This window comes from Rhodanobacter sp. B04 (assembly GCF_002001125.1).
Taxonomy (GTDB): domain Bacteria; phylum Pseudomonadota; class Gammaproteobacteria; order Xanthomonadales; family Rhodanobacteraceae; genus Rhodanobacter.
Map to the genome: position 1 here is coordinate 84376 of NZ_MUNV01000009.1, position 24635 is coordinate 109010.

Here is a 24635-nt window from a genome sequence, read left to right on the forward strand (position 1 = left end):
ACCGAACCTGCGCAACGCGCTGGCTGCTTCTCTGTGCCCCGCTCCCCGTTTCCCGCGACCGTCAGGAAGTCCCCTTGCGGGATTCCCCGCTCCCACTGGAACCCGCGCATGAGGCACGTGCTCAACGGCACGATCGCCGCCCACGGCATGGCACTGGGCCGGGCCCGGCTGGTGCAGCCGAGCCGCTACAGTGTCGACACCCGGCCATTGGCCGAGGAAGAGATCGAGGTCGAGCTGGAGCATCTGCACCGCGCGCTGGACACGGCCCGGCAGGAACTGCGCGAGCTGCGTGGCAAGCTGCATGGCGCGTTGGCGCGCGAGGTCAACGAATTCATCGACGCGCACAGCCTGCTGCTGGACGACGCCGAGTTGTTGCGCGGACTGGATGACCTGGTGCGGATCGGCCATTACCGCCCCGGTGCCGCACTTAAGAAACAACGCGACCGCCTGTCCGCCGTGTTCGAGGCGATGGACGACCCATACCTGCGCAGCCGCAAGGAAGACGTCGAACAGGTGATCAACCGGGTGATCTCCGCCCTGCAGCGGCAGACCAGCCCGGAAGAGCGCAAGCTGGCCGCGCGCGTCGGCGAGATCCTGATCGCCGACAGCATCGCGCCGGCCGACATGGCGCAACTGGCCGGCAACGGCCTGCTCGGCGTGGTCGGCAGCTCCGGCAGCCCGTATTCGCATAGCGCAATCCTCGCGCGCAGCCTCGGCCTGCCGATGCTGGTCGGCACCCGTGATGCGTTGTCGACCATCCATGACGACGACCTGATCCTGCTCGACGCCGAGCGCGGCGAGGCGATCGTGCATCCCACCGCGCAGGACCTGTCGCGCTATCGCGCCTGGCAGCGCGAGGCGGCGATCGAGGGGCGCCGCCTGGCCAAGCTGGCAAACGCGCCCACGCGCACCCGCGACGATGTCGAAATCTGCCTGTATGCCAACGCCGAAACCCCTGCCGACGTGGCCAGCGCGCGTGCGCGTGGCGCCGACGGCGTCGGCCTGTACCGTACGGAATTCCTGTTCCTCAAGCACAAGGGACTGCCGTCGGAAGACGAACAGTTCATCGCCTATCGCGACCTGGTGATGGGCATGGGCGGCTTGCCGGTGACGATCCGCACGCTGGACCTCGGCGCCGACAAGGCCGATGCCGCCGGCCTGGTGCTGCGCGGCGAGGAAAACCCCGCGCTCGGGGTGCGTGGCGTGCGCCTGTCGTTGCGTTATCCCGCAGTGTTCTCCACCCAGATCCGCGCGATCCTGCGCGCCGCCTGCTACGGCCCGGTACGCGTGCTGGTGCCGATGGTGACCCAGCCGGACGAACTGATCGCGGTGCGCACGCTGTTCAAGCTGGCCCGGCAGGATCTGAAACGCGAGAACATCGACCTGCCGGAGAAGTTGCCGCTGGGCGCGATGATCGAGGTGCCGGCGGCGGCGATCAACGTGCGCGCCCTGCTGGAGCATGCCGACTTCCTCGCGATCGGCACCAACGACCTGGCCCAGTACGTGCTCGCCGCCGACCGCGGCAACGATGCGCTGGAGAACATCTACAACCCGCTGCAACCGGCACTATTGAGGCTGCTCTCGCACGTGATCGGCGCCGGCCGCCGCGCGAAGAAGCCGGTGAGCCTGTGCGGCGAGATCGCCGGCGACGTGAACTTCACCGCGCTGCTGCTGCTGTTGGGCCTGCACGAATTCAGCATGCATCCCGGCCAGATCCTGCAGGTGCGCGACCGCCTCGCCACGCTGGACCACGCCCATCTGCGCCGTCATGCCGCCCGGCTGCTGCGCGCGCATACCCACGAACAGGCCGAGGCGCTGCTGAACGAGATCGTGGGCTCGTCAGCCGCATAGCCGATCGACCGCGAACAGCCTCTGCCTCCCGCCTCGGGCAAGAAGGGCTTCTTTTTTGCTTTGCCCAGTTGACGCAGCCCACCCTCGCTCCGCATTCATGTCATGCGTTGCCGGATCGGGGACGGCTCAATCCGCCCGATCGAAACCGGCGTGCTTGAGAAACTCGTCCAGCAGCGCGCCGCGGTATTTCTGCCGGTGCAGCAAGAGCGACAGCTTGCGGCGCAGATCGAGGAACGGGGTTTTCAGTGCCTTCAGCCGCCCGGTCGCCAGCGCATCGGTCACCGCAACCACAGGCAGGCAGGCGATACCGAGGCCGGCGACCACGACCTGCTTGATCGCCTCGATCTGATCCAGTTCCAGCACGGTCTCACCCGGCGGCAGCTGCGCCAGCACGCGCTCGCTGGTCGTACGCGTGGCCGAGCCCGGCTCGCGCAATACCCAGCGTGCGCCGGCGAAATCCGCCGGCTTCAGGCTGCGCTTGCGCGCCAGCGTATGTTCCGGCGGGGCGCACACCACCAACAGGTCATCGCGCCACGGCCGCACTTCCAGCAACGGGTGCGTTACCGGTCCTTCGACACAACCGATGTCCAGGCTGTGGTCGAGCACGCTGGCGGCGATCGCTTCGGTATTCGCCACGCGCAGGCGGATCGCCACCTGCGGATGGGCGCGCACGAACGCGCCCAGCAATTCACCTACACGGTAATTACCCACCGTATTGCTGGCACCGATGCGCAACTCGCCACCCAGCGCCACCCCATTTTCACTGCCGCGGCGGCCGAATTCGGCATGCCGCTCCAGCAACTCCTGCGCCAGCGGCAACAGTTCGCGGCCGCGCGCGTTCAGCCGCAGGCGGCCGCGCTCGCGTGCGAAGACCGGCGCATCCAGTTGCCGCTCCATTTCCGCCAGCGCCATGCTGGCGGCCGGCTGGGTCAGGTGCAGCCGCTCGGCGGCGGCACGCACGCTGCCATGCAGCGCGATCTGCACGAACACTTCCAGCTGGCGCGGGCTGATGTTGATCATCAGCCTATCTTATACATCTGATCAGATATTCCAAATTTTCCTGATTGATGCAGACACGGACAATGGCGCAGTTGCCGGAGCCCATGCATGAACGCGTCACCCATCGCCGCCCTTATCCGTCCCACGCTGCGTATGCGCACACCCGGTTTGTTGCTGGCGCTGACGATCGGCTTGGTCGCCATGGCATTGGGGCGTTGCATGCCGTTGATCGGCGGCCCGGTGATCGGCATCGTGCTGGGCATCATCGTGCGCAACCTGTTGCCGCCGGGCGAACGTTACCAGCCGGGCATCGCGTTCACCGGCAAGTACGTGCTGCAGTGGTCGATCATTGCGCTCGGTTTCGGACTCAGCCTCAGCCAGGTGGCGAAGACCGGCCTCGAATCGCTGTCGGTGACCCTGGTCACGATGACCGTGGCCTTCCTCGCCGCGTGGCTGCTCGGGCGCTGGCTCGGCGTGCACGACAAGCTGAAGATCCTGATCGGCGTGGGCACTGCGATCTGTGGCGGCTCGGCAATTGCCGCGGTGACACCGATCATCCGCCCGGACGACCACGACACCGCGTTCGCGATCTCCACCATCTTCCTGTTCAACCTGGTCGCCGTGCTGCTGTTTCCCCTGCTCGGCCACCTGATGCACATGTCCGACATGGGCTTCGGCCTGTGGGCCGGCACCGCGATCAACGACACCTCGTCGGTGGTGGCGGCCGGCTACAGCTACAGCCATATGGCAGGCGACTACGCCACCATCGTCAAGCTGACCCGCGCCACCCTGATCATCCCGGTCTGTCTAGTACTCGCCTTCGCCGTCGCCGCGCGCGAGAAGCGCCGGCACAAGCAGGCAGGCAGCGTCGGCCATTTCAGCCTCGCCAGCATCTTCCCGTGGTTCATCCTGTGGTTTCTGGTCGCCTCGGCGGTGCGCACCGCCGGGCTGGTACCGCTCGCCATCCAGCCCGCCATCCATCTTCTGGCGGAATTCCTGATCATCGTGGCGCTGACCGCGATTGGCTTGTCAGCCAACTTGCGTCGGATGGCCGCCAGCGGTGCGCGGCCGATCCTGCTGGGTCTGGGCGTATGGATCGCCGTCTCAGTGAGCAGCCTGCTGGTGCAATGGATGATCGGGCAACTTTGACCGCCAAGCCATTTCAGCCCATCCCAAGCCGATCGGTAACGGCGGCCCGAACAGAAAATGAAGTATGCGGCGGCGTCTGTCCATAACCGACTTGCCCGACGAATGAACAATCAATGGGCGCATGACAACCGCACCACATCGCGGGACTACACAGCGATATTTTCCACGTGACGCATGCTCCAGGATTTCCGCATTACCAAGCCTACCCAGAAGATGTGTACCCGGCACCACCTCAAGCGGCCCCGTTTCTGAAGAATGCGTATCCAGTTGCAATCGCACGGCAACAAGTTGTTCCAGGATATGTACTGGTGGCTGTACAAAAGTTATTCCCTCTTTAACCGACCAGCCTGACCATCCGGGAGTTTCCACACGTTGCTGCACTGGAATGCATAAGTCCTGGTGCGGACTAACCGACCAGTTCGTCATGAGTCCTTTCGAAAACAAAGTGCATTGCACTGCCCGCGATCGCGCCGCAAGAAACTGGCTGATGACGGGATGGCTCCGGATGCTCTCGGCTGCATGTGCCAGCGATTCAACACCAAGGAGCCGGCGGGAGCCGGCGATTGCCTTGTCGGCCCCTTCGACCGCAGACACCAGGCGGTCGCACTCTGCCTCCGAAATGACGGAAGGCAAAATCGCAAAGCCCTGCCTGTCAAATGTAGCCTGACTTAACTGCATGAACGAACGTCATGCATATGGCTGTTCTGAACGACTGGATGAAACTTGGATGAAACACATCACGCCTTCCCCTGCTCCACCAGCGTCAACGCCACCTTGTCGCGCAAATACACCGGCAAAGCCAGCTCCGGCGCCTGCATGCGACCAGCCTTGAATTCGCGCAGCGCCAACTCGGCAACATGCGCAGCCTGCGGATAGCGCAGGCCATCGGCCGAATGCAGGGGGCCGGTCAGGCGCTCGCACAATACCGTGGCATAGGTGGCCCAGCCGCTGCCGACGACCTGCCACGCGCCGGTTTGCGGCAACTGCAGGGTCTCGGCGGTGCAGATGCGTTCGTCGTCCAGCGCGATCACTCCGCCGTTGTCGTCTCGGCGGTAACAGGCGGCATAGATTTCGCCCATGCGCGCGTCGATCACGGCGAGGATCGCCGTACCTTCCTCTTCCGGCGCTTCCAGCGCCAGCGCGGCCAGCGATGAAATGGTGATCACCGGCAGGTCCAGTGCCAGCGCCATGCCCTGTGCCAGCGACACGCCCAGCCGCACGCCGGTGAACGCGCCAGGGCCGCGGCCGACGGCAATCGCATCGAGCGCGTGCCGGCCGATGCCGGCCTCGGCCAGCAGGGCATCGGCCATCGGCAGCACCAGCTCGGTGTGCCGGCGCGGTGCGATCTCGCTGCGCGCGATCAGTTCGTCGCCGTGGATCAGGGCGACGGAGCAGGCTTCGGTGGCGGTTTCGATGGCAAGCAGGTTCATGACGACATTCTCGCATTCGCGGGAAAACCATGACAGCACGCCGGAGTGGCGAATGACGGGCAGTGCGAGGGCCGTCGGCGGTTCAGTAACGAGTATGGGCCTGCCCCTCGGGAACAGATCGTGACGGGTATTCAGCCATGGCCTGCGACGCCGTCCGCGTAGCCCCGATGTCAGGGCTCCCGGACCCTTTCCACCCCAGCAGGTGCTGCCCTGCAGAAACTTCGTGCAGTCGATGTGGTCCCTCAGTCTCGGGCATCCGCGCCTTGACCTGGTCGAGGTGGATGCACCCATCCACTCGGCCTGGGGGTTCCAATGCGCACGCTGGCGAAGTTTCTGACCCGCAACAAGGGTTTCCTCACCTTCATGCTGTGCATGATCATGTTCCGCAGCGCGGTGGCCGACTGGAACGTGGTGCCGACCGGCTCGATGCAGCCCACCATCAAGATCGGCGACCGCATCTTCGTCGACAAGGCGGCCTACGACATCCGCCTGCCGCTGACCCATATCTCGCTGCTGCATCTGGCCGACCCGCGGCGTGGCGATATCGTGGTGCTGGATTCGCACGCCGCCAACGAGCGGCTGGTGAAGCGGGTGATCGGCCTGCCTGGCGACGAGGTGGCGATGCGCGGCAACGTGCTCTACATCAACGGCCACGCAGCCAGTTACGTCACCAGCAGCTACGACGGCATCCATGACGATCTGCAAAACCCGGCGCATTACGAAATCGAGCACTACGGCGACATGCGCCATGCGATACGGTTGTCGGCGAACTGGCCAAGCCCGGCCAGCAACTTCGGACCGGTGAAGGTCCCTGCGGGCCAGTACCTGCTGCTCGGCGACGATCGCGACAACAGCATGGACTCGCGCTATCTCGGCTTCTTCCCGCGCGGCGAGATCGTCGGTCGTTCGCGCTACGTGGCCGCCTCGCTGGACCCGCAGCATCACTATCTTCCGCGCGGGGATCGCTTTGGCGCAGCCCTGGACTGACCGCTCAGGCACCCACCACTTCGGTGCCCTGGTGGAACACGATCTTCCAGCCGCCGGATACCTGCCGCCAGATGGTCGAGCGCCGGGTCAGCCGCGAACCCTGTCGCAACGTGTAGGTGAGCAGGTATAGATCCGTGGCGAGCTGGCGGCAGTGAAACCCGGAGGTCTCCCATACGTCCGGCTCGGGCGAGTCGCGCCGCGCATCGAGCACGTCGAGGACGTAACTCCGGCTATAGCGCCGACCGGAGGCACCCACCTCCCAGAAGTCCACCTCGGTCATGCGCTCGAAGTCGGCGCGGGTGCTGCCGACTTCGGGGCGATGGAAGATCGGTTCGCGTCGACGAAGTTCCTCCTGCACGCCGAGAAGTTCAGGCGCGGTGGACAGATCGGGTTCCGTCTCGGCCGTCACCTATCGGACTCCCGCGCCCGCAGTGAAACGCAGGCACACGCGTTTACGCCGGCGGCTGCCACAACTCGACGCGCGTGCCTTCCGGATCCATGATCCAGCCGAAGCGGCCCAGTTCACTGGTATCCGTGCGCTCGTCCACCGTGACTCCCGCGGCGCGCAACTGCGCGAGCAGCGCATCAAGGTCGTCCACGCGAAAATTCACCATGTACGGCTGGGTACTCGGCGCGAAGTAACCGGTGTCGGCGGCGAACGGCGCCCACAACGTGGAGCCGGGACGTGTCGCATCTTCGTCGAAGCGCACGCCGCCCCAGTCTTCCAGAGGCAGGCCCAGATGCCTCGCATACCAGGCGCTGAGTGCCGCCGGGTCGCGTGCCTTGAAGAAGATCCCACCGATTCCGATTGCTTTCGCCATCTCCTGTCTCCTCAGCCCGTGGCTGTTGCCGCGGCATTCGCATCGTCAAAGAATGTCTGCACATCCGCCAGTTCGCGCGTGCGTGGCACCGGTGGCAGGCTGGCCAGGAACAGTTTGCCATAACCCTTGGTGGTCAGCCGTGGGTCGCACAGCACCAGCACGCCGCGGTCGTGCACGTCGCGGATCAACCGGCCGGCGCCCTGCTTCAATGCGATCACCGCGCTGGGCACCTGCCAGCCCATGAACGGGTTGATGCCGGCTTGCTCCAGCGCCTCCAGCCGCGCCATCAGCACCGGATCGTCCGGCGCGGCGAATGGCAGCTTGTCGATCACCACCACGCTGAGCGCCTCGCCGACGACGTCGACGCCTTCCCAGAAGCTCGCCGCACCGAGCAGCACGCCGTGGCCGCTGGCACGGAATTCCTCGAGCAGACGTGGTCGCGGCGCGTTGCCCTGCACGAACAGCGGCCATGGCACCTTGTCCTGCAGCAGCTCGGCCGCGCGACGCAACGCACGGTGCGAGGTGAACAGCAGGAAGGCGCGACCGTTCGAGGCATGCAATACCGGCAGTACCGTCTCGACCACCTGCTCGGTGTAATCGCGGGCGTTCGGATCGGGCAGGCCGGATGGCAGATAGCACAGCGCCTGCCGCGCATAGTCGAACGGGCTTTCCAGGCTCAAGGTCTGTGGATCATCCAGCCCGAGCTGGCGCGCGAAGTGGTCGAAGTTGCCCGCCACCGACAGCGTGGCCGAGGTGTGGATCCACGCCGCATGAGTGCGCTCGCGCAAGCCGCGCATCGGCACCGCCAGATCCAGCGGCGTGGCGTACAGCGCGAAGCCGCGCGGAAAGGTTTCGTACCAGCGTACGTCGCGATCGCCGTGTGATTCGACGATGCGGTCCAGCCGTCCGGTGAACAACTCGGCGCGTTCGTGCAGGTTGGCGAAGCCGCGCGAGCGCTCGGCCTGCGAGGCGAGCAGTTCGGCCAGTGTGGCGAGCAGTTCGCGCAGATCGTGCAGCCCTTCGCGCACGCCGACGCGATCCTCAAGTTGCTGGAGCGCACCGCGCGACGGCAGCGCCTCCATCGCCAACCGCAACTTGCGCAATGCCTCCTGCAGCGCTTCGACCGGCTCCAGCAGCAGGCCGATCGCGCCGGTGATGCCGTTGCACTCGGTCAGCGCATCCTGCGCCAACTCGGCCAGCTGTCGCGCGCTGATGCTTTGCGAGAAGAACTGGCCGGCCAGTTCGGGAATCTGGTGCGCCTCGTCCAGGATGAAGGCTGCCGCGCCCGGCAGGATCTCGCCGAAGCCATCCTGCTTCAGCGCCAGATCGGCAAACAACAGATGGTGGTTGACCACCACCACGTCGGCCTCCATCGCCTCGCGGCGCGCCTTCACCACATGGCAGTCGTCGAAAAACGGACACTCCACGCCGAGGCAGTTTTCCGGCGTGGAGGTGACGCGTGGCCACAGCGGTGATTCCTCGGGTACCTCGGCCAGTTCCATGCGGTCACCGCGGTGCGTGCGCGCCGACCAAGCGCGGATCGTCGCCAGCTGCGCCGCGTGCGTGCGCTCGTAGGTGGCGCCCTCGCGCACGGTCTGGTCGAGCCGGTACAGGCACAGGTAATTCGCGCGCCCTTTCAGCAATGCCGTCTTCAGCCGCGCACCCAGCACCGAACGCACCTTGGGCAGGTCGCGGAAATACAGCTGATCCTGCAACGTCTTGGTGCCGGTGGAGATGATCACCCGCTCGCCCGACAGCAGCGCAGGCACCAGGTAGGCGAACGTCTTGCCGGTGCCGGTGCCGGCCTCGGCGATCAACGTGTCGCGTCCGGCGATCGCGTGCTGCACCGCCCGCGCCATTGCCTGCTGCGCCAGCCGCGGCGCGAAGTTCGGCAGCTCGCGTGCGAACGGGCCATCGGCACCGAGCAGGGTGCCGATGTCGTCGGACCCGGTATCATCGAGATCAGTCATTCCTCAAGTATGGCCGAGTGGACTGTCGCGGCAAACCAGGCCGCACACTGGTGTGTGCGGCCGCGAAGGTTCACCATGCCGACACCATCACGGGGGGAGCGCACCATGACGACCGAACTGAGCATGCTGGTGTGGAGTGCCGTGCTGGGGCTGGTGCAGATCGCGCTTGCCGCGACCTGTTCGGTCAGTCAGCGCGGACTGGGTTGGGCCGCAGGCGCACGCGACGCCGTCGCGCCAGCGCTGACCGGCGTGGCCGCCCGACTGGATCGTGCCCGCGCCAATTTCCTGGAGACCTTCCCGTTCTTCATCGCTATCGTGCTGACCGGCCATCTGCTGCAGCGTCACAGCGGCATGACTGTGTTGGGCGCCCAACTTTACTTCTGGGCCAGGCTGGCTTACGTGCCGGTTTATGCGGCAGGCATACCCTACTTGCGGACTCTGATCTGGCTGGCAAGCATCGTCGGCATCGCGCTGCTGCTGATCGCCCTGTTCTGAAACAAAATCGCAAGCGTGAAGGCTAGCAGCCTTGCGTCGCGCATGGCTGTTTGTGCGATGAAGTTTCTACTGAAGTCGGTGCGTTGAAGGAACAAGCGCCTCATCAGCTTCTATCAAGGAGGATAGAAATGCCCTATCTGCTGAACGTCGAAGAAAACTCCGTCTATGGGAAAAAGAAATTCGTCAACGCGAAAGACCACACTGAGTGCGTCGAATTCATACGTCAGGCTACGAGCGCACCTGAAACTTCAAAGTGGACTCGAGGGCGGCTGGTCAAGTCCTTCAAATCCGGCGAGTTGAAGAGAGGTACCGCCATTGCCACATTCGACGACAACGGGAAATATCCCACTGATGCCTTGGGCAAGCATGCAGCCATTTACCTCAGTCATGACAATCGAGGCATCGTTGTATTGGACCAATGGAACAGCCAGGAAGAAGTTCTGGAGAGAACAATCAGCTTTCATAAGCCGCCAGGTACGAAACGCAGCAATAGCGGCGATACGTTCTACGTGATCGAATAATGAAGACAAAACGTATGAAAACTTGCCTATGGTTGATGTTGCTAATGCCGTCACTCGGCTGGGCTGCTTCGCATCCGGTGGACTGCCCTACAACACTCGATGTGCAGAATTCGGCAAATCCGCCGGCTGGCTGGCAGATTGCCGATTCATCAAAAAACCATGTACTCGACCGGATCGGGTTCTATGCCGGACCGCCCTCGGAACAGGTTTCGCTGGTTCCGGATGACAGCCAAACTGCGCAAGGAGTATCCCGGGACAACTGGACATTTCCACCGAGTCGCAAAGAAACCATCTGGGCTGCGTGCATTTATACGGGCACTTCGCTTTTCATCGCCAGACCCGTGCAGCAAGGTACGCACCGTTGCGAAGTCCGGTACCGGACATTACGCAACGGTTCAAGGTTGAGTGTCCTCGATGCTCACTGCCAGTAGCGGCAGGATGTCACGCTGACTCAATACCGCGGAACACCACCCTTATGGCACTGCTTCACCCATTTGCGCGCCGTTTCGGCGCCGGCTTCGTCACCAGCTTGCAGGCGCATCTCCACGATGGTTTGCCAGTTGCGTGCGCACAGCGGCCCCAGCTTGGGACCGAGTGACCACGACTGGTGGGCGAGCCGTTCAGCGGTGGCGTAGTCCTTCAGGCGTATCGCCATTTCGGCGCGCTCCTGCAGCAGGTCGGGCGACTCCGGGCTCAGCTTGAGTGCCCGATCGAGCCTGGTTGCCGCGTCGGCATAGCGACCGGCCTGCTCGTCGCTCCGGGCCTGATCCTGCAACAGGGTGACGCCGGGATCGCGCAGCGGGTTGACATCGATGACGGATTTTTCGCGATCGCCGGCGGCATGGATCGCGCCGATCATGTCGTGATCCGGCACCACGGCCGGCGTAGCCGGCGCCGGCGCCCGCTCGAACAAACTGCAGCCGGCAAGCAGGCTGACGACAAGCAGCATGGAAGTGGCGGACAAACGCTTGAACGGATGCAGCATGGTCAGTTCCGGATGGGAGTATCGGTGGCGGCAGGTGCGGCGCTGCTGGCTGATGCCGGGTGATCGCCACCACCGAACAGGTTCTGCACACCCTGCCAGAAGCAGCCTTCGGTATCGGTGGAAACTGTGCCCGCAATCACCGGAACCTCAAGCGCACCTTCGCACTGCGACTCGGTGCGCTTGCCGTCGGCCGGGTTGATCCAGGCCATCTCCAGCCCGGCGGCCGGCGCGGCGGAGAGCGGCTGGGTCGGCAACTTGGCGAACAGCTCGCGCCATGCGCGCAGCGCGCCGGTGGCGCCGAACAGGCCGGTCGATTTGTTGTCGTCGCGACCCATCCAGAACACCGCCAGATGTTCGCCAGTGAAGCCGGCAAACCAGCTGTCCCGCGTGTCGTTGCTGGTACCGGTCTTGCCGGCTGCGTGCAGCCAGGCCAGTCCGGAATTGCCGATCGCACTGGCCGTGCCGCGCAACGCCACCTGCTGCATCGCCCAGGTGGTCAGATGCACGGCATCCTGGTATTCGCCGTTGCCGCCCTGTACCTGGTAACGCTTGATGGTGAGGCCGTTGCCATCGACCACGCCGCGCACTGCCACCAGCGGCAACGCATGGCCGTCCGCAGCCAGATACTGGTACAGCTGGGTCAACTGTATCGGTGCCAGATCCAGCGCACCGATCAGCAGCGAAGGGCCCGGATTGACGTTGCTGAGGCCGAACGATTCGAGAAACGACTTGATCCGCGGCAGGCCAACGTCCAGACCCAGACGGATGCTGGCGAGATTCCAGGACTGCGCCAGCGCATTGACCATCGGCACCTGGCCATGGCTCTGGTTGTCGTCGTTCTGCGGCGTCCAGTTGCTGCCATCGGGCTGGCGCATGCTGATCGGGCTGTCGTCGAGCTGGCTGGCCAGGTTCCAGCGCGCGGGCTGGGTCAGCGCCACCAGATAGACAAATGGTTTGATCGTCGAACCGACCGGGCGGCGTGCATCGAGCGCGCGGTTGAAGCCCTGGTCGCCTGGAATCTTGCTGCCGACCACGGCCAGCACGCTGCCGGTCTGCGCATCGGTCACCACGCCCGCCGCCTGCAGCGCATCGGCACGCTTGCCGAGCCCCTTCATTGCACTGGCAATGGCTTGTTCGGTATAGAGCTGGGCGGCCGGATCGAGCGTGGTGAAGACCGACAGGTTGCCCTGGCTCAGGGTCTGGTCGTCGAAATCATTGATGATCTGCGTGCGCACCAACTGCATGAAGGCAGGGAAGCGGTTGTGCGGCAGCTGGCCGTTGCTGACCACATCCAGCGGCGCAGCCTGCGCCGCATTGGCCTGCGCGGCGCTGAGCAGGCCGGTGCTGACGAACTCCTGCAGCACCAGATTGCGCCGGGTCAGCGCACGCTCGGGCGCGCGGCGCGGGTCGTAATAGCTTGGCCCCTTCACCATGCCGACCAGAAGAGCGATCTCCTGCGGCCGCAGGTCCTCCAGCCGGCGTCCGAAGTAGAACTCCGACGCGGCGGCAAACCCATGCACGGCCTGGTCGCCCTGCTGGCCCAGGAACACGTCGTTGACGTACGCCTCGAGAATCCGGTCCTTGCTGTAGTGCGCCTCCAGCAGCATCGACATCAGGGCTTCGTTGATCTTGCGCGTGAAATTCTGGTCACGATTCAGGAACAGGTTGCGCACCAGCTGCTGGGTCAACGTGGAGCCGCCCTGCACGGTATGCCCTGCACGCAGGTTGGCGAAGGCGGCACGCGCGATCGCACTGAAGTCGACGCCGAGATGGTGCTTGAAATCGCGATCCTCGACCGCCTGCAAGCCGCTGAGCAGCAGCGGCGGTACGTCGGCCAGCCGCACGAAGCGACGCTCTTCCTGCTTGGCGCCGTACAACGTGGCGATGCGCGCCGGATCCAGATGGGCCAGCGCCATGTTCTTGCCGGTGCCCATGTCCTGCACCGACTGCACCACGCCGCTGCCCAGCGTGACACGGATGCGCTTGGGCAGCTCGCCGCCATCCGGACCGGCGTAACCGCGCGAGGAAATCGTGTAGTGCGTGCCTTGCTTCACCCAGCTGCCGGCCACCTGGCCGTGGCCATCCTGGCTGTAGCCGGCGAAGGTCAGCTCCAGCTCGAGCGCCGCCGGTGTCATCGGCGTGTCGGCAGCCAGCGCCAATGGCCGCGCATAGACGCGCGTGGGCACGGCAAAGACCAGGTCATTGAAGCGATCCTGCACGCGCTTGTTCAGCACCAGCGTGTACGGCAACACGAAGCCGAACAACAGGCCGGTGCCGATCCAGAACGGGATGCGCAACCACGGCCAGCAACGATGCGCGAACGAGCGAGTACGGGTCAGAAAGGCCAACGTGGGGGAATCCGGTAGCAAAGTGGTTCGATGATAGGGCCTGCACCCCGGCGCGCATATGAACGCCACGGCCGATTTCGGGGCAGAACAAGGGCGACGTGGCCGCGTCTACACCGGCGACATCCACATCGACGATTCGGGACGGAACGGCCGCGGACTGATGCCGAGCAAACGCTGCAACTCGTCGTTGTCGGCGACCAGATCGGCGTCCAGCCGGTTCAGTGGCCCGCGCAGCGGCGGCACGGCATGCTGCCCAAGCCGCAGCAGCCATGCCGGCAGCGGCAGCGGCACGGTGGCTCGCGGCAAGCTTTGGCGCACGCGCGCAAACATGGCGGCGGCCGGCAGCCGTTCGCCACCGCCGATCGACACGATGCGACCGGCGGCAGCCGGACACTCGAGTGCGGCCAGCACGGCCTGCGCAATATCGTCGGCATGCACCGGCTGGCGCAGGCCGCTGCCGGCCGGCAACGGGAACAGTCGCAGCCGCATGGCACGCCGCGCGATCGGCGTCAGGCTCTTGTCCAGCCCGGCGCCATAGATCAGGGTTGGCCGCAGTACGGTCCAGGCGCAGCCGTGACGGGCACAGGCCGTAGCCAGCGCCACCTCGCCATCACGCAGCTGGCGCGCGACCTCGCGCTCGGCCGGCACGCTGGAATCACGCTTGGTCTCGGCGCTCATCGAGCTGGTGGCAACCACCCGTGGCGCATCGTGCAGCGGGGCCTGCGCCAGCCATTCGGCCAGCGCCCACAGCGGCCCGAAACTGATGATCGCCGACAACGGCGGCAGCTCCGGCACGGCATCGGGCAGCGCACCGTGCAGCCAGTCCACGCCCGCCTGCAGCGGTCGTGGATGGCGACTGAGCGCCAGCACATGCTCGCCGCTGGCTCGCAGCCGCGGCAACAGGAAATGACCGATCTGGCTGCTGCCACCAAGAACCAGTACCGTCATTCCGCGCTCACTGGCTGGCCTGCAGGCGCGCGCTCAGGTCCAGCACGCGCGGGTGGCTCGGCGCCAGCTTGCGGGCCCGTTCAAGCGACTGCGCCGCGCCCACACGATCGCCGTTCGACAGCTGCTGTTCGGCCTGATCCAGCCACGCCGACGCCAGCCGGTTGCTGAGCGCGCCTTGCGCCGCATCGCCCGGCGCCAGATCGGCGAGGTTCGCCAGCATGTCGTTGGCCTGCCCCAGCCTGCCATTGGCGAGATCCTGGTTGAACTGTTGCTCGACCTGGCCCGGCAGCCCCTGCAGGCCCTGCATGGCGGCGGCATTGTTGCCGTCGATCGCCAAGGCGCTGCGATACAGGTCATAGGCGCTGTCGCCGGGCGGCATCATGATGTTGCCGCTGCGAGTCGCCACTTGGGCGCGCTGCACCAGCCGCGCCACCTGGGCGCTCTGCTGGGGCGACAACGGTGCCGGTGCAGGAGCCGCGACGTTGTCGTCATCCGGCGACGCCGTGGCAGCCGGTGCCTGCGCGGCACTGGCCAGTCGCGCCCGCGCCGCCGCGAGATCGGCCGATTTCGGTGCCAGTGCAGCTGCCTGGTCAAGCAATTTGCCGGCCTGGACTGTGTCACCGGCATCGATCGCTGCGTTCGCCTGCACAGTCAGTGCCTCCGCCACGTCGCCGAGACCGCGCCTGGCCTGCACGTTGTCAGGATCCAGCGCCAGTGCAGCCTGGAAATGGGTCAGCGCGGTATCCTCGCCGGCACCACCGATGCGGCCTGCGCGCAACGCATCCTGGCCCTGCTTGAGCGCTGCATCCAGCGCCGTGTTGTCCTGCTGGCGCACCTGTGACTGCAGCGCACGCAACGCCGGCAGCGCGCCATTGTTCGGCTGCAGTTCGGCGAGCTGTTCGATGCTGGCGTTCGCTGTCGTGCTGTCATTCGCATCGAATGCCTTGCGCGCGCGCACTGCCAGTGCATCACCGACCTGGTCCAGCCCGTGCGACGCCACGGCATTGCCGTGATCGGCCTGCAGTATCTGCCGGTACAGAGCCCCGGCGCCCTGGGGGCCATCCAACTGGCCGGCAGCGAGTGCCTGCTGAGCGCGATCCACCAGATCCACGGTATGCACCTGCGCCGCACGCGCACTGCTGATCGACTGGTCGAGCCGGTCGATGTCGCTGCCGCCGCCGAGCAACTCGCGCGCCACCGCCGCCTGCTGTGCAGCCTGACCAAGCTGGCCGGCCTGCAGCGCGGCATCGGCCTGGGACAATTCGGCCTGACCCACCTGGCGCAGGCCATCGCGGGCACGATCGTTGTCCGGCGCCAGCGCCAATGCAGCCTGGAACAGCTCGCGCGCACTGGTGCCGTCCTGGCCGTCCAGATGGCCAGCCTGCAAGGCCTGCTGCGCCTGTCCCAGCACGTTGTTGAAATCGGTGCGCGGCAGCATGCCGCGCAGGCGGTTCTGGTTGAACCACAGCGCCGCGGCCAGGGCGATCACCAGCAACAGCAGAAACGGCACCAGCCAGCCGCGCCGACCGGCGCGACCCGACGCTGGCGACGTCGTCCGTTCACGCGGGCGGCGCGGTTCGATCCTGACTTGCGGCAAACCATCGCCTGCGCTTACGCGCGGCGACTCGTCGAGGTGATCGAGATCACCCAGGGTAGGTTCGGTGCGACCGTGTGAATTCGCTTCGTGCTGGTCTCGGCGTCCGCTCATGTTCCATGTCTGTGCAAGCAACGGATGCAGCTTAGCATCGGGCCCCCGGCGCGCTTCGCGCCGCTCGAACCGGCGTTCAGCTTGCGGCGGACCCGTGGCGAGGCTACCGGACCTGAGACTCGCGGGGATGCCGGGAGTTCAGCCCGCACCCACACGCCGCACATCGACCACATTGGGCAGCGCCTGCAGCTTGCCGAGCAGGGTCGACAACTGGTCGAAGTCGCGCACACGCAGGGTGAAGCGCATCTCCACCTCGCCGGTATTCGCGATCAGCCGGCTGGACGAGGCGATGATGTGGGCACCGGCATTGCTGATGAGACCGGTGACATCCTTCTGCAGACCCTTGCGATCGTAGCCGCGCAACTCCACGTCCACCTCGTAGGCCTTCGCCGCGACACGTCCCCAGCTGACCTCGATCACCCGGTCCGGATCGCGCCGTGCCAGCCGCGCCAGGCTGCCGCAATCGGCGCGATGCACCGACACGCCGCGGCCCTTGGTGATGAAGCCGCGTACGGCATCTCCCGGCAACGGCTGGCAGCAGCGCGCCAGCGTGGTCAGCAGGTTGCCGATGCCCTCGATGCTGAGCGCGCCGTGCTCGGGCGTGCTCAGCCGTGCCGTAACCGGCGTTGTCGCCGGCACCGGCTCGACCGGCTGCGCAGCCTCCTGCAGCACGCGGGCGATCTGGCCGGGCGTGATCTCGCCCAGCGCCAACGCAATCAGCAATTCGTCGTGGTTCTTCAGGTGGAAATGCGCAGGCAGCTTCGCGACATCCGCCGTCGACAGCGCCAGGCGTTTCAGCTCGCGCTCGAACATGCCGCGGCCGACCGCGAGGTTGGTGTCGTGGGCGATCCGGTGGAACCACGCGCGCACCTTGTCCTTCGCGCGGGACGTGTTGAGGTAACCGTGATGCGGCGACAGCCAGTCGCGGCTGGGATCGGCCACCTTGGCGGTGAGGATCTCCACGCGATCGCCGCTCTGCGGCTGGAATGTCAGCGGCACGATGCGGCCGTTGACCTTGGCGCCACGACAGCGATGGCCGACCTCGGTATGCACCAGATAGGCAAAGTCCAGCACGGTGGCGCCGCGCGCGAGATCGAACACCTCGCCCTTGGGCGTCAGCAGGTAGACGCGGTCTTCGAGCAGCTCGGTATGCAGGTCGGCGGCCAGCGCGCTGTCGTCGTCTCCGCGCGGCTCCAGCAGCTTGCGCATCCAGGCGATCTTCGCCTCGAACTCGGCATCGGCGCTGCCGCCTTCCTTGTAGCGCCAGTGCGCGGCCACGCCCAGTTCGTTCGCGCGATGCATCTCGTGGGTGCGGATCTGCACCTCCAACGTACGTCCAGCCGGACCCAGCACGGCAGTGTGCAGCGACTGATAGCCGTTGCTCTTGGGCCGTGCGATGTAGTCGTCGAACTCGCCCGGCAAGTGTGGCCAGCGCGCATGCACCACGCCCAGCGCGGCATAGCAGTCGGTGACGTTGTCGACCAGCACGCGCACCGCGCGGATGTCGTACAGGTCGGAGAACTCCAGCGCCTTGCGCTGCATCTTCTTCCAGATCGAGTAGATGTGTTTCGGCCGCCCGGCCAGGTCGGCACGGATGCCGGCCACGGTCAGCGCCTGCTGCAATTCGGCCAGCGAGTCACGAATGAAGCCTTCGCGATCGGCGCGGCGCTCGTCCAGCAGCTTGGCAATGCGCTGATAGGTCTCCGGCTGCAGGAAGCGGAAGGCCAGATCCTCCAACTCCCATTTCAATTGCCAGATACCCAACCGGTTCGCCAGCGGCGCATGGATGTCGCGGGTCAGCCGCGCCAGTGCCTCACGCTGTTCCGCCGGCAGCGCGGCCGCCGCGCGCATCCGTGCCAGCTGGCGCGCCAGCAGCACGAATACCACGCGCAGATCGCGCACGATCGCCAGCAGCAGCCGGCGCAAGCCTTCGGAACCGCCTTCGGGGGCACGCTGCGCATGCAGCGCCCACACCTGCTCGGCGGCCTGCTGGCCACCGACCAGTCGCTGCAGCTCGGCCGGCAATCCGGCTGCCCGTGCAGCCCACAGCGCCGGATCCACCCGCGCCAGCTCGAACCACAGTGCCGCCGCCTGGGTCTGTGCGTCGCAACCGAGCATGCCCAGCAGATCCAGCACATCGCAGCATTCGGCATCGGGCACCGGGTGCTGGCCGCACGCCTGCAGCGCCTCGGCCAGCGCGGGCGGCAAGCTGCTGGCGCGGTCGCGCCATTGCTGCAGGCTTGGAGATTTATCGGCTCGGGCCATGGGAAAAAGTACCTGCTGTCGGCTGTCATAGTAGCCGCAGCCGGACGGTACCCATCACACCCTGCATCTCATGAAACGGCCGCAGCAGACACAAGGCTTGGCCTGATGGTGCTTACCGCGCAGAATTGCCCTCATGTTCCGCGGTCCAACACAGCCAGAGGATGCATCCATGCCGATTCGCCCACGCCACCTGATCCTGCCCTTGCTGCTTGCACTCCCATTCTGCTGCATCTCGATACACGCCCAGCAGGCCAATGACCTTCAGCAACGCATGAGCAGCGACGAATTCAAGGCTGCCGGACTCGACAAGCTCTCGCCACAGGAATTGGCCAACCTCGATAACTGGCTGAACTCGCATGGCAAGGTCACGACCAAGGTCGTCGACTCCAGTGGCAACCCGGTGTTCTATACGGCCAAGTCCGAGCGCAGCAAGATCAACGCACACATCGTGGGGCACTTCGCCGGCTGGCATGGCCATGACCAGTTCACGCTAGACAACGGCCAGATATGGAAACAGGTAGGGTCGGACGCCCCTTCCTGCGCGAACTCGGACAATCCGGCCGCCAAGGTCAAGCCATCGATCATGGGCGATTGGCTCATGTATGTGGATGGCTGCAACGACAGTGTGCACGTCGAACGCGTGCGCTGAACGCACCAGCCAGGACAGGGCCCAGGGTCTTTGCCGACGCCGGGCAGATGCCGGCGCGGCGATCCCGAGTGCCTGCCCGAAGCCCCCGAAGGGCAGGATCGTGATTCCAAATGCGCATTGAACTGTGAACGGTAGCTTCCTCACGGAACGGCGTTGTCATCGCCCTGGCGATGGCGATTGTGCGATACCGGTTTGCCACGCAGAATCCGCCTCTTGTCCGCCACATCTCCGTTACGGGACCTTCGTCATGACGACACGTTCGTGCCACTTGTTCCTGCCTCTTTTGTGCGCACTTGCTCTGCCATGCCTCTCGCTGCACGCCCAACAGGCAAGCACGCTGCAGCAGCATATGGGCGAAAACGATTTCCACGAGTCGGGGCTGGACCGGCTCACTCCGGCCGAACTGAAGCATCTGCAGCAATGGTTATCCGTCCACGCCGGCGAGTTGGCCGCAGCGGTGCCTGCTTCCGAGGCGGCCTCGGCCTCGGCCGCCGCCGGCAAGCCCGCGCGGAGCAGTGGCTGGTTCAGCCACCACGGCACATCGGCCAACAAGACCGAAGTGCCCGACGATACCGTGCTCAACCGCATCGCCGGCAGCTTCAAGGGTTGGGGCCCGCACACCACGTTCACCCTGCAGAATGGCCAGCAGTGGCGCGTAATCGACGACAGCGACCTGACCACGGGCAAGACGCTTGAAGATCCCGAAGTGACCATCAAGCCCGGCCTGCTCGGCGGCTGGCTGCTCAAGGTCAAGGGCTACAACGCCAGCGCACGGGTCACTCCGGTCAACTGAGCCGCATCGTCAAGCTCGGACCAGCATGTCGAGCGCCTTTGCCAACCGCTTGGCCGACACCGGTTCGGCAGTCCTGAGTTCCTGCGCGAACAGCGAGACGCGCCACTCCTCGATCAGCCAGCGCAGTTCGTCGAGAGCCGGCGTGCCGGCGGCGCGGTGCTGCAGGTACGCGCGCCAGTACGGCAGCACCTGCAGCATGCGTTGCTGGTCCTTTGCCGGATCCTGGCGCAGGCGCTCGCCACGCAGGCGCATCGCCTTCAGGTAGCGCGGATAGTGGGCAAGCCGTGCGGCAGGCAATGCACGCAGGAAGCCTGAGCTGAGCAGTGCGTCGAGCTGTTCACGCAGGTCGTCGTAGCTGGCGCGGGCGAAACCCATCAGCGGCGGCTGCAGCCAGGGCTTCAGCTCGGCCTGCGCCTCGATGATCGGCTCGGCCAGCTTCAACCGTTCCATGGCGGCGGCGAACAGCCCGTGTGAGGCCTGTGCGCGCAGGCTCTCGAATGCCCCAGCCGTGCGGACATCCAGATCGTGGCGTTCCAGCAGGTCGGCGAAACCGCCTTCGACCAGATCCTCGCGCAGGCCATCGACGCTGCCCAGCGGCGCGTATTTCAGCGATAGCGGATTGGCGATCGGCAGGCGGCGGCGCGCCTGCTTCATGTCGCTGGCCAGCGCGTTGCGCAGCAGCCGTATCACGCCTTGCGCATGCGCCACCCGTGCCTCGTCGCGACGCTCGAACACACGCAGCGCCACCGTCTCGCCCAGGTCGACCAGTGCCGGGAACGCCAGCAGGCCGCCGTCGGAACGTACCTGCGCCGGGATTTCCTCGAAGTCCCAGCGGGCGACGTCCTCACGGGTCAGTTCGATGTCGGTCTTGCGCGAGAACGCTTCGCGCGCCTGTCCCTCCCACTGCCCGCGCAAGGCAGCAAGATCGCGCGAGGTGCCGAGCGTGCTGCCCTGCTCGTCATGCAGGCGATAACGCATCTGGAAATGTGCCGGAAGCTCGACCGCGGCGAATTCACCGGCAGCAATCTCGACACCCGTAGTTCGCTTGAGGAAACTCGCCAACGCTTTCGGCAACGTCTCGTCACGCGGCGTTTCGGCTTCGCCGAAGGCACGCGCGAAATCCGGCGCCGGCACGAAGTTGCGTCGCAGCGACTTGGGCAGGCCACGGATCAGCTCGGCCACCTTCTCGCCCAGCAGGCCCGGCACCAGCCATTCGCAACGTGCCACCGGCAAGGCATTCAACATCGCCAGAGGCAGGTGCAGGGTGACGCCATCGGCCTCGTCGCCGGGCATGAAGCGGTATTCCAGGCGGTAACGTTGCGGGGGGATTTCCAGCGCCGCAGGAAACGCTTTCGTATCAAGCCCCGCACCACCTTGCATCACATCGTCGATCGACCAGCGCAGTGCCGCCTGCTCGGCCGGGCGCGCCTTGCGATACCAGGCATCCAGTGCGCGACCGCTGGCGATCTCCTGCGGCAGCTTGCCCTCGAAGAAGCGCACCCGTTCGTCCTCGTGGCGGATCAGACCTTCGCGACGCTGCTTCGCCTCGATGCCGCGGGCATCCTCCAAAACACGCTGGTTGGCGCGCACGAAGTCCGCACGACTGTCGATGTCGCCGCGGGCCAGTGCCTCGCGCAGGAAGATTTCATGCGCCAGCGCGGGGTCCTGCTGCTGGAACGTCACCGGCCGGCGTTCGACCAGGGTCAGGCCGAACAGGCTGACCTGCTCGTAGGCGATCACGCAGCCGCGTTTCTTCGACCAGTGCGCATCGCGGCATGACGCGCGCAACAGATGCGCCGCCTGCTGCTCGATCCACAGCGGTTCGATGCGCGCATTCATCATGCCCCACACCTTGCCGCCCACATCGAGGATCTGCGCGGCGAATACCCAGTTCGGCGGTACTTTCGCCAACGCCGAACCGGGGAACAGCTGGAACTTCCGCTCGCGCGTGCTCTGGTAGACGCCCTTCTCGTCCTTGCGGCCGACCTGGGTCGGCAGGCCGGCGAGCAGGGAGCGGTGGATGGATTCGAAAAGACGTGCAGTGTCTTTTTCATCAACAACCTGCTCTTCGCGTTCGCCTCCTCTTCCCTTTGGAGAGCGGATTGAGGTGAGGGGCCGGTGCTCGCGGGAACGCACAGGCGAAGCGCGCTTTTCCTTTCCGCTCTCTCGCGAGATTACCCCCGCATCCAGGCCCTCTCCCCGCAGGGGAGAAGGAGCAAGAGCATCCAGCTTCCACCCCAACTCCTGCACCACCAGCAGCAACTGCCGATGCAGCTCGCGCCATTCGCGCATGCGCATGAAGCTGAGGAAGTGCCGCGAGCACCAGTCGCGCAGCTTCGACTGGGTCATTTCCTCGTGCGCGTCGTGATAAGCCTTCCACAGGTTCAGCACGCCGACGAAGTCGGACTTCGGGTCGGCGAAGGCGGCATGCGCGGCATCGGCCTGCTGGCGCGCGTCGGATGGACGCTCGCGCGGATCCTGGATACTCAGGAACGACACGATCGTCAGCAGTTCGCGCAACGAATGCAGCTTCTCGCCCTCGACCAGCATGCGCGCCAGTTGCACGTCGATCGGCAGCTTCGCCAGCGTGCGGCCGATCGCGGTGAGCTTGCGCGCGTCGTCGATCGCCGAGATTTCCGCGAGGCGCCGATAGCCGTCCGCCACCACGCGCGGATCAGGCGCCTCGATGAACGGAAACTCGTCCACCTCGCCCAGTTGCAAGGCCAGCATGCGCAGGATCACGTTGGCCAGCGACGAGCGCAGCAACTCCGGATCGGTGAATGCGGCGCGGCTGGCGTAATCGGCCTCGTCGTACAGGCGGTAGCAGATGCCCGGGCCCACGCGACCGCAACGGCCCTTGCGTTGGTCGGCGGCGGCCTGCGATATGGGCTCCACGTGCAGCCGCTCGAGCTGGCTGCGCTGGCTGTAACGCTTGACCCGCGCGGTGCCGGTGTCGATCACGTAGCGGATGCGCGGCACCGTCAGCGAGGTTTCGGCCACGTTGGTCGCCAGCACCACGCGGCGCTTGATGCCGGGCTTGAACACACGGTCCTGGTCGCCGGCGGACAGCCGCGCATACAGCGGCATGATCTCGGTCTCGCGGTACTGCCGGCGCGACAGCAGCAGATGCGCATCGCGGATCTCGCGCTCGCCGGGCAGGAAGATCAGCACGTCGCCGCGCGGGTCGTCGTGGCTGATTTCATCCAGCACCGCGGCGATATGCTCGGCGCTGCCCTGCTGCATGTCCTTGCTGCGGCCCTGCCGCGCGGCGACTTCGTCCAGCGAGCGCCAGCGCAACTCGACCGGATACGCGCGCCCTTCCACCTCGACCACCGGCGCACCATCGAAATGCTCGGCGAACCGCGCGGTGTCGATCGTCGCCGAGGTGACGATGATCTTCAGCTGCGGACGTTTCTTCGCCAGCTGCTTCAGATAGCCGAGCAGGAAGTCGATGTTGAGGCTGCGCTCGTGCGCCTCGTCGATGATGATGGTGTCGTACGCGGACAGCCACGGATCGCCCTGTGTTTCGGCCAGCAGGATGCCGTCGGTCATGAACTTGATCAGGCTGCGCTCGGACACCTGGTCGTTGAAGCGCACCTGGAAACCCACCTGTTCGCCCAGCGGCGTGCCCAGCTCCTCCGCCACCCGGTGTGCCACCGAGCGCGCGGCCAGCCGACGCGGCTGGGTGCAGCCGATCATGCCGGCCTCGCCACAACCGGCGGCGAGGCACAGCTTCGGCAACTGGGTGGTCTTGCCCGAACCGGTTTCGCCGGCGATCACCACGATCTGGTGCTTGCGGATCAGCGCGACGATGTCGTCGGCGCGTGCGGTGATCGGCAACGATTCGTCCAGACGGATCGCCGGCTTGGACGCCTTGCGCGCGGCACGCTTGGCGGCGGAACGTTCGATATCGGCGGCCAGCGCATCGAGCCTGCCCGCCTCCGGCTTGCGCGACAGCCCGCGCCAGCGCCCCAGCAGGCGACCGAAGTCGCGGCTGCACACGCCGTCGAGCGCCTTGTGCAAGGCACGCAGGCGGGCGTCGGGGGAAATGGCGGGTGCAGGCGGCGTGACGTCATTCATGGAACCGCACATGATAGCCGCTGGCTATCGGCGGGATCGAAAGCTTTCATTTCCATGCAAAAGGACCCATGGCTAACCTAGCCGGCGAGCTTTTCCATTCACCCATCAGGAGCAAGCGCATGGCCATGAATATCGGTATCGCCAAGAAGGATCGCGAGATAGTCGCCAAACAGCTGTCCAAGCTGCTCGCCGACACCTATTCGCTGTACCTGAAGACGCACAGCTTCCACTGGAACGTCACCGGGCCGCAGTTCAACAGCCTGCACACCATGTTCGAGACCCAATACAACGAGCTGTGGCTGGCCGCCGACGAAGTGGCCGAGCGCATCCGCACCCTGGACGTCTTCGCGCCGGGCTCCTACAGCCAGTTCGGCAAGCTCACCTCGATCAAGGAGGAATCCGGCGTACCGGAGTGGAAGGAGATGGTCGGCCAGCTGGTCGAAGGGCACGAGATCGCCGCGCACACCGCCCGCGAGACGATCAAGGGCGCCGATGCCGCCGGCGACGAGGGCACCGCCGACCTGGTCACCGGCCGGCTGAAGGAACACGAGAAGACGGCCTGGATGCTGCGCTCGCTGCTGAAATAGGCACGACAGCCCACAGGCTCCAGGAAAAGCGGCGCCGCCCCAAGGCAGC

Annotated in this window: 20 protein-coding genes; 8 read left to right on the forward strand and 12 right to left on the reverse strand. The window is 65.7% G+C overall.

Annotation, left to right across the window (positions count from 1 at the left end; translation table 11 throughout):
- The first annotated feature begins 108 nt into the window (after window positions 1-108).
- On the forward strand, window positions 109-1851 hold the full coding sequence (gene ptsP, locus B0E46_RS08165) for a phosphoenolpyruvate--protein phosphotransferase (RefSeq protein WP_077555295.1): 1743 nt from the start codon (window positions 109-111) through the stop codon (window positions 1849-1851).
- Window positions 1852-1977: 126 nt separating this feature from the next.
- Here the strand turns inward: ptsP and B0E46_RS08170 are convergent, their stop codons facing one another.
- A complete protein-coding gene (locus B0E46_RS08170; protein ID WP_077555296.1) occupies window positions 1978-2871 on the reverse strand; it encodes a LysR family transcriptional regulator in 894 nt (297 codons plus the stop codon).
- 87 nt (window positions 2872-2958) lie between these two features.
- On the opposite strand from B0E46_RS08170, the gene B0E46_RS08175 reads away from it, so the two are divergent.
- Window positions 2959-3999, forward strand: coding sequence for a YeiH family protein (locus B0E46_RS08175; protein WP_077555297.1), 1041 nt, complete (start codon window positions 2959-2961; stop codon window positions 3997-3999).
- Here B0E46_RS08175 and B0E46_RS08180 read toward each other — a convergent pair.
- A complete protein-coding gene (locus B0E46_RS08180; protein WP_077555298.1) occupies window positions 3955-4677 on the reverse strand; it encodes a phytanoyl-CoA dioxygenase family protein in 723 nt (240 codons plus the stop codon). The genes B0E46_RS08175 and B0E46_RS08180 overlap by 45 nt on opposite strands.
- A gap of 59 nt (window positions 4678-4736) precedes the next feature.
- Window positions 4737-5429 carry a tRNA (adenosine(37)-N6)-threonylcarbamoyltransferase complex dimerization subunit type 1 TsaB gene (gene tsaB / locus B0E46_RS08185; protein WP_077555299.1) on the reverse strand — a complete coding sequence of 231 codons (693 nt, stop codon included), beginning with the start codon at window positions 5427-5429 and terminating at the stop codon, window positions 4737-4739.
- Between the two features lie 312 nt (window positions 5430-5741).
- Between tsaB and lepB the strand changes: the two genes are divergently transcribed.
- Window positions 5742-6416: a signal peptidase I gene (gene lepB / locus B0E46_RS08190; RefSeq protein WP_077555300.1), complete on the forward strand. Its 675-nt coding sequence runs from the start codon at window positions 5742-5744 to the stop codon at window positions 6414-6416.
- 4 nt (window positions 6417-6420) lie between these two features.
- On the opposite strand, the gene B0E46_RS08195 is transcribed toward lepB, so the two are convergent.
- The 3 genes from B0E46_RS08195 to B0E46_RS08205 are packed head-to-tail and all read right to left on the reverse strand — an operon-like array spanning window position 6421 to window position 9207.
- The gene (locus B0E46_RS08195; protein ID WP_077555301.1) at window positions 6421-6825 is read right to left on the reverse strand and encodes a DUF4440 domain-containing protein; all 405 of its coding nucleotides are present in this window, start codon (window positions 6823-6825) and stop codon (window positions 6421-6423) included.
- 43 nt (window positions 6826-6868) lie between these two features.
- On the reverse strand, window positions 6869-7237 hold the full coding sequence (locus tag B0E46_RS08200; RefSeq protein ID WP_077555302.1) for a VOC family protein: 369 nt from the start codon (window positions 7235-7237) through the stop codon (window positions 6869-6871).
- An 11-nt stretch (window positions 7238-7248) separates the two neighbouring features.
- Window positions 7249-9207 (reverse strand): ATP-dependent DNA helicase, encoded by a 1959-nt coding sequence (locus B0E46_RS08205; protein ID WP_077555303.1) that lies wholly within the window; start codon window positions 9205-9207, stop codon window positions 7249-7251.
- A 105-nt stretch (window positions 9208-9312) separates the two neighbouring features.
- Here B0E46_RS08205 and B0E46_RS08210 point away from each other — a divergent pair, with 105 nt between their 5' ends.
- Together B0E46_RS08210 and B0E46_RS08215 are read left to right on the forward strand one after the other, a co-directional pair.
- A complete protein-coding gene (locus B0E46_RS08210; RefSeq protein WP_077555304.1) occupies window positions 9313-9702 on the forward strand; it encodes an MAPEG family protein in 390 nt (129 codons plus the stop codon).
- 128 nt (window positions 9703-9830) lie between these two features.
- Window positions 9831-10223, forward strand: coding sequence for a BPSL0067 family protein (locus B0E46_RS08215; protein WP_139350471.1), 393 nt, complete (start codon window positions 9831-9833; stop codon window positions 10221-10223).
- 451 nt (window positions 10224-10674) lie between these two features.
- Here the strand turns inward: B0E46_RS08215 and B0E46_RS08220 are convergent, their stop codons facing one another.
- From B0E46_RS08220 to B0E46_RS08240, 5 genes are all read right to left on the reverse strand, one after another.
- A complete protein-coding gene (locus tag B0E46_RS08220; protein WP_077555305.1) occupies window positions 10675-11208 on the reverse strand; it encodes a tetratricopeptide repeat protein in 534 nt (177 codons plus the stop codon).
- 2 nt (window positions 11209-11210) lie between these two features.
- Entirely contained in the window at window positions 11211-13556 is a 2346-nt protein-coding gene (mrcB, locus tag B0E46_RS08225) for a penicillin-binding protein 1B (protein ID WP_077555306.1), read from the reverse strand.
- 108 nt (window positions 13557-13664) lie between these two features.
- Window positions 13665-14504 carry an NAD-dependent epimerase/dehydratase family protein gene (locus tag B0E46_RS08230; protein ID WP_077555307.1) on the reverse strand — a complete coding sequence of 280 codons (840 nt, stop codon included), beginning with the start codon at window positions 14502-14504 and terminating at the stop codon, window positions 13665-13667.
- A 7-nt stretch (window positions 14505-14511) separates the two neighbouring features.
- Window positions 14512-16212 (reverse strand): hypothetical protein, encoded by a 1701-nt coding sequence (locus B0E46_RS08235; protein WP_077555308.1) that lies wholly within the window; start codon window positions 16210-16212, stop codon window positions 14512-14514.
- A gap of 138 nt (window positions 16213-16350) precedes the next feature.
- Complete coding sequence (locus tag B0E46_RS08240) at window positions 16351-18477, reverse strand: bifunctional (p)ppGpp synthetase/guanosine-3',5'-bis(diphosphate) 3'-pyrophosphohydrolase (protein WP_077555309.1); 2127 nt, start codon at window positions 18475-18477, stop codon at window positions 16351-16353.
- A gap of 169 nt (window positions 18478-18646) precedes the next feature.
- Between B0E46_RS08240 and B0E46_RS08245 the strand changes: the two genes are divergently transcribed.
- Window positions 18647-19126 (forward strand): hypothetical protein, encoded by a 480-nt coding sequence (locus B0E46_RS08245; protein WP_077555310.1) that lies wholly within the window; start codon window positions 18647-18649, stop codon window positions 19124-19126.
- A 349-nt stretch (window positions 19127-19475) separates the two neighbouring features.
- Window positions 19476-19919 carry a hypothetical protein gene (locus B0E46_RS08250; protein ID WP_168171167.1) on the forward strand — a complete coding sequence of 148 codons (444 nt, stop codon included), beginning with the start codon at window positions 19476-19478 and terminating at the stop codon, window positions 19917-19919.
- A gap of 9 nt (window positions 19920-19928) precedes the next feature.
- Here the strand turns inward: B0E46_RS08250 and hrpA are convergent, their stop codons facing one another.
- Window positions 19929-23999: an ATP-dependent RNA helicase HrpA gene (hrpA, locus tag B0E46_RS08255; RefSeq protein WP_077555312.1), complete on the reverse strand. Its 4071-nt coding sequence runs from the start codon at window positions 23997-23999 to the stop codon at window positions 19929-19931.
- A 119-nt stretch (window positions 24000-24118) separates the two neighbouring features.
- Here hrpA and B0E46_RS08260 point away from each other — a divergent pair, with 119 nt between their 5' ends.
- Window positions 24119-24586: a Dps family protein gene (locus B0E46_RS08260; RefSeq protein ID WP_077555313.1), complete on the forward strand. Its 468-nt coding sequence runs from the start codon at window positions 24119-24121 to the stop codon at window positions 24584-24586.
- Window positions 24587-24635 lie beyond the last annotated feature (49 nt).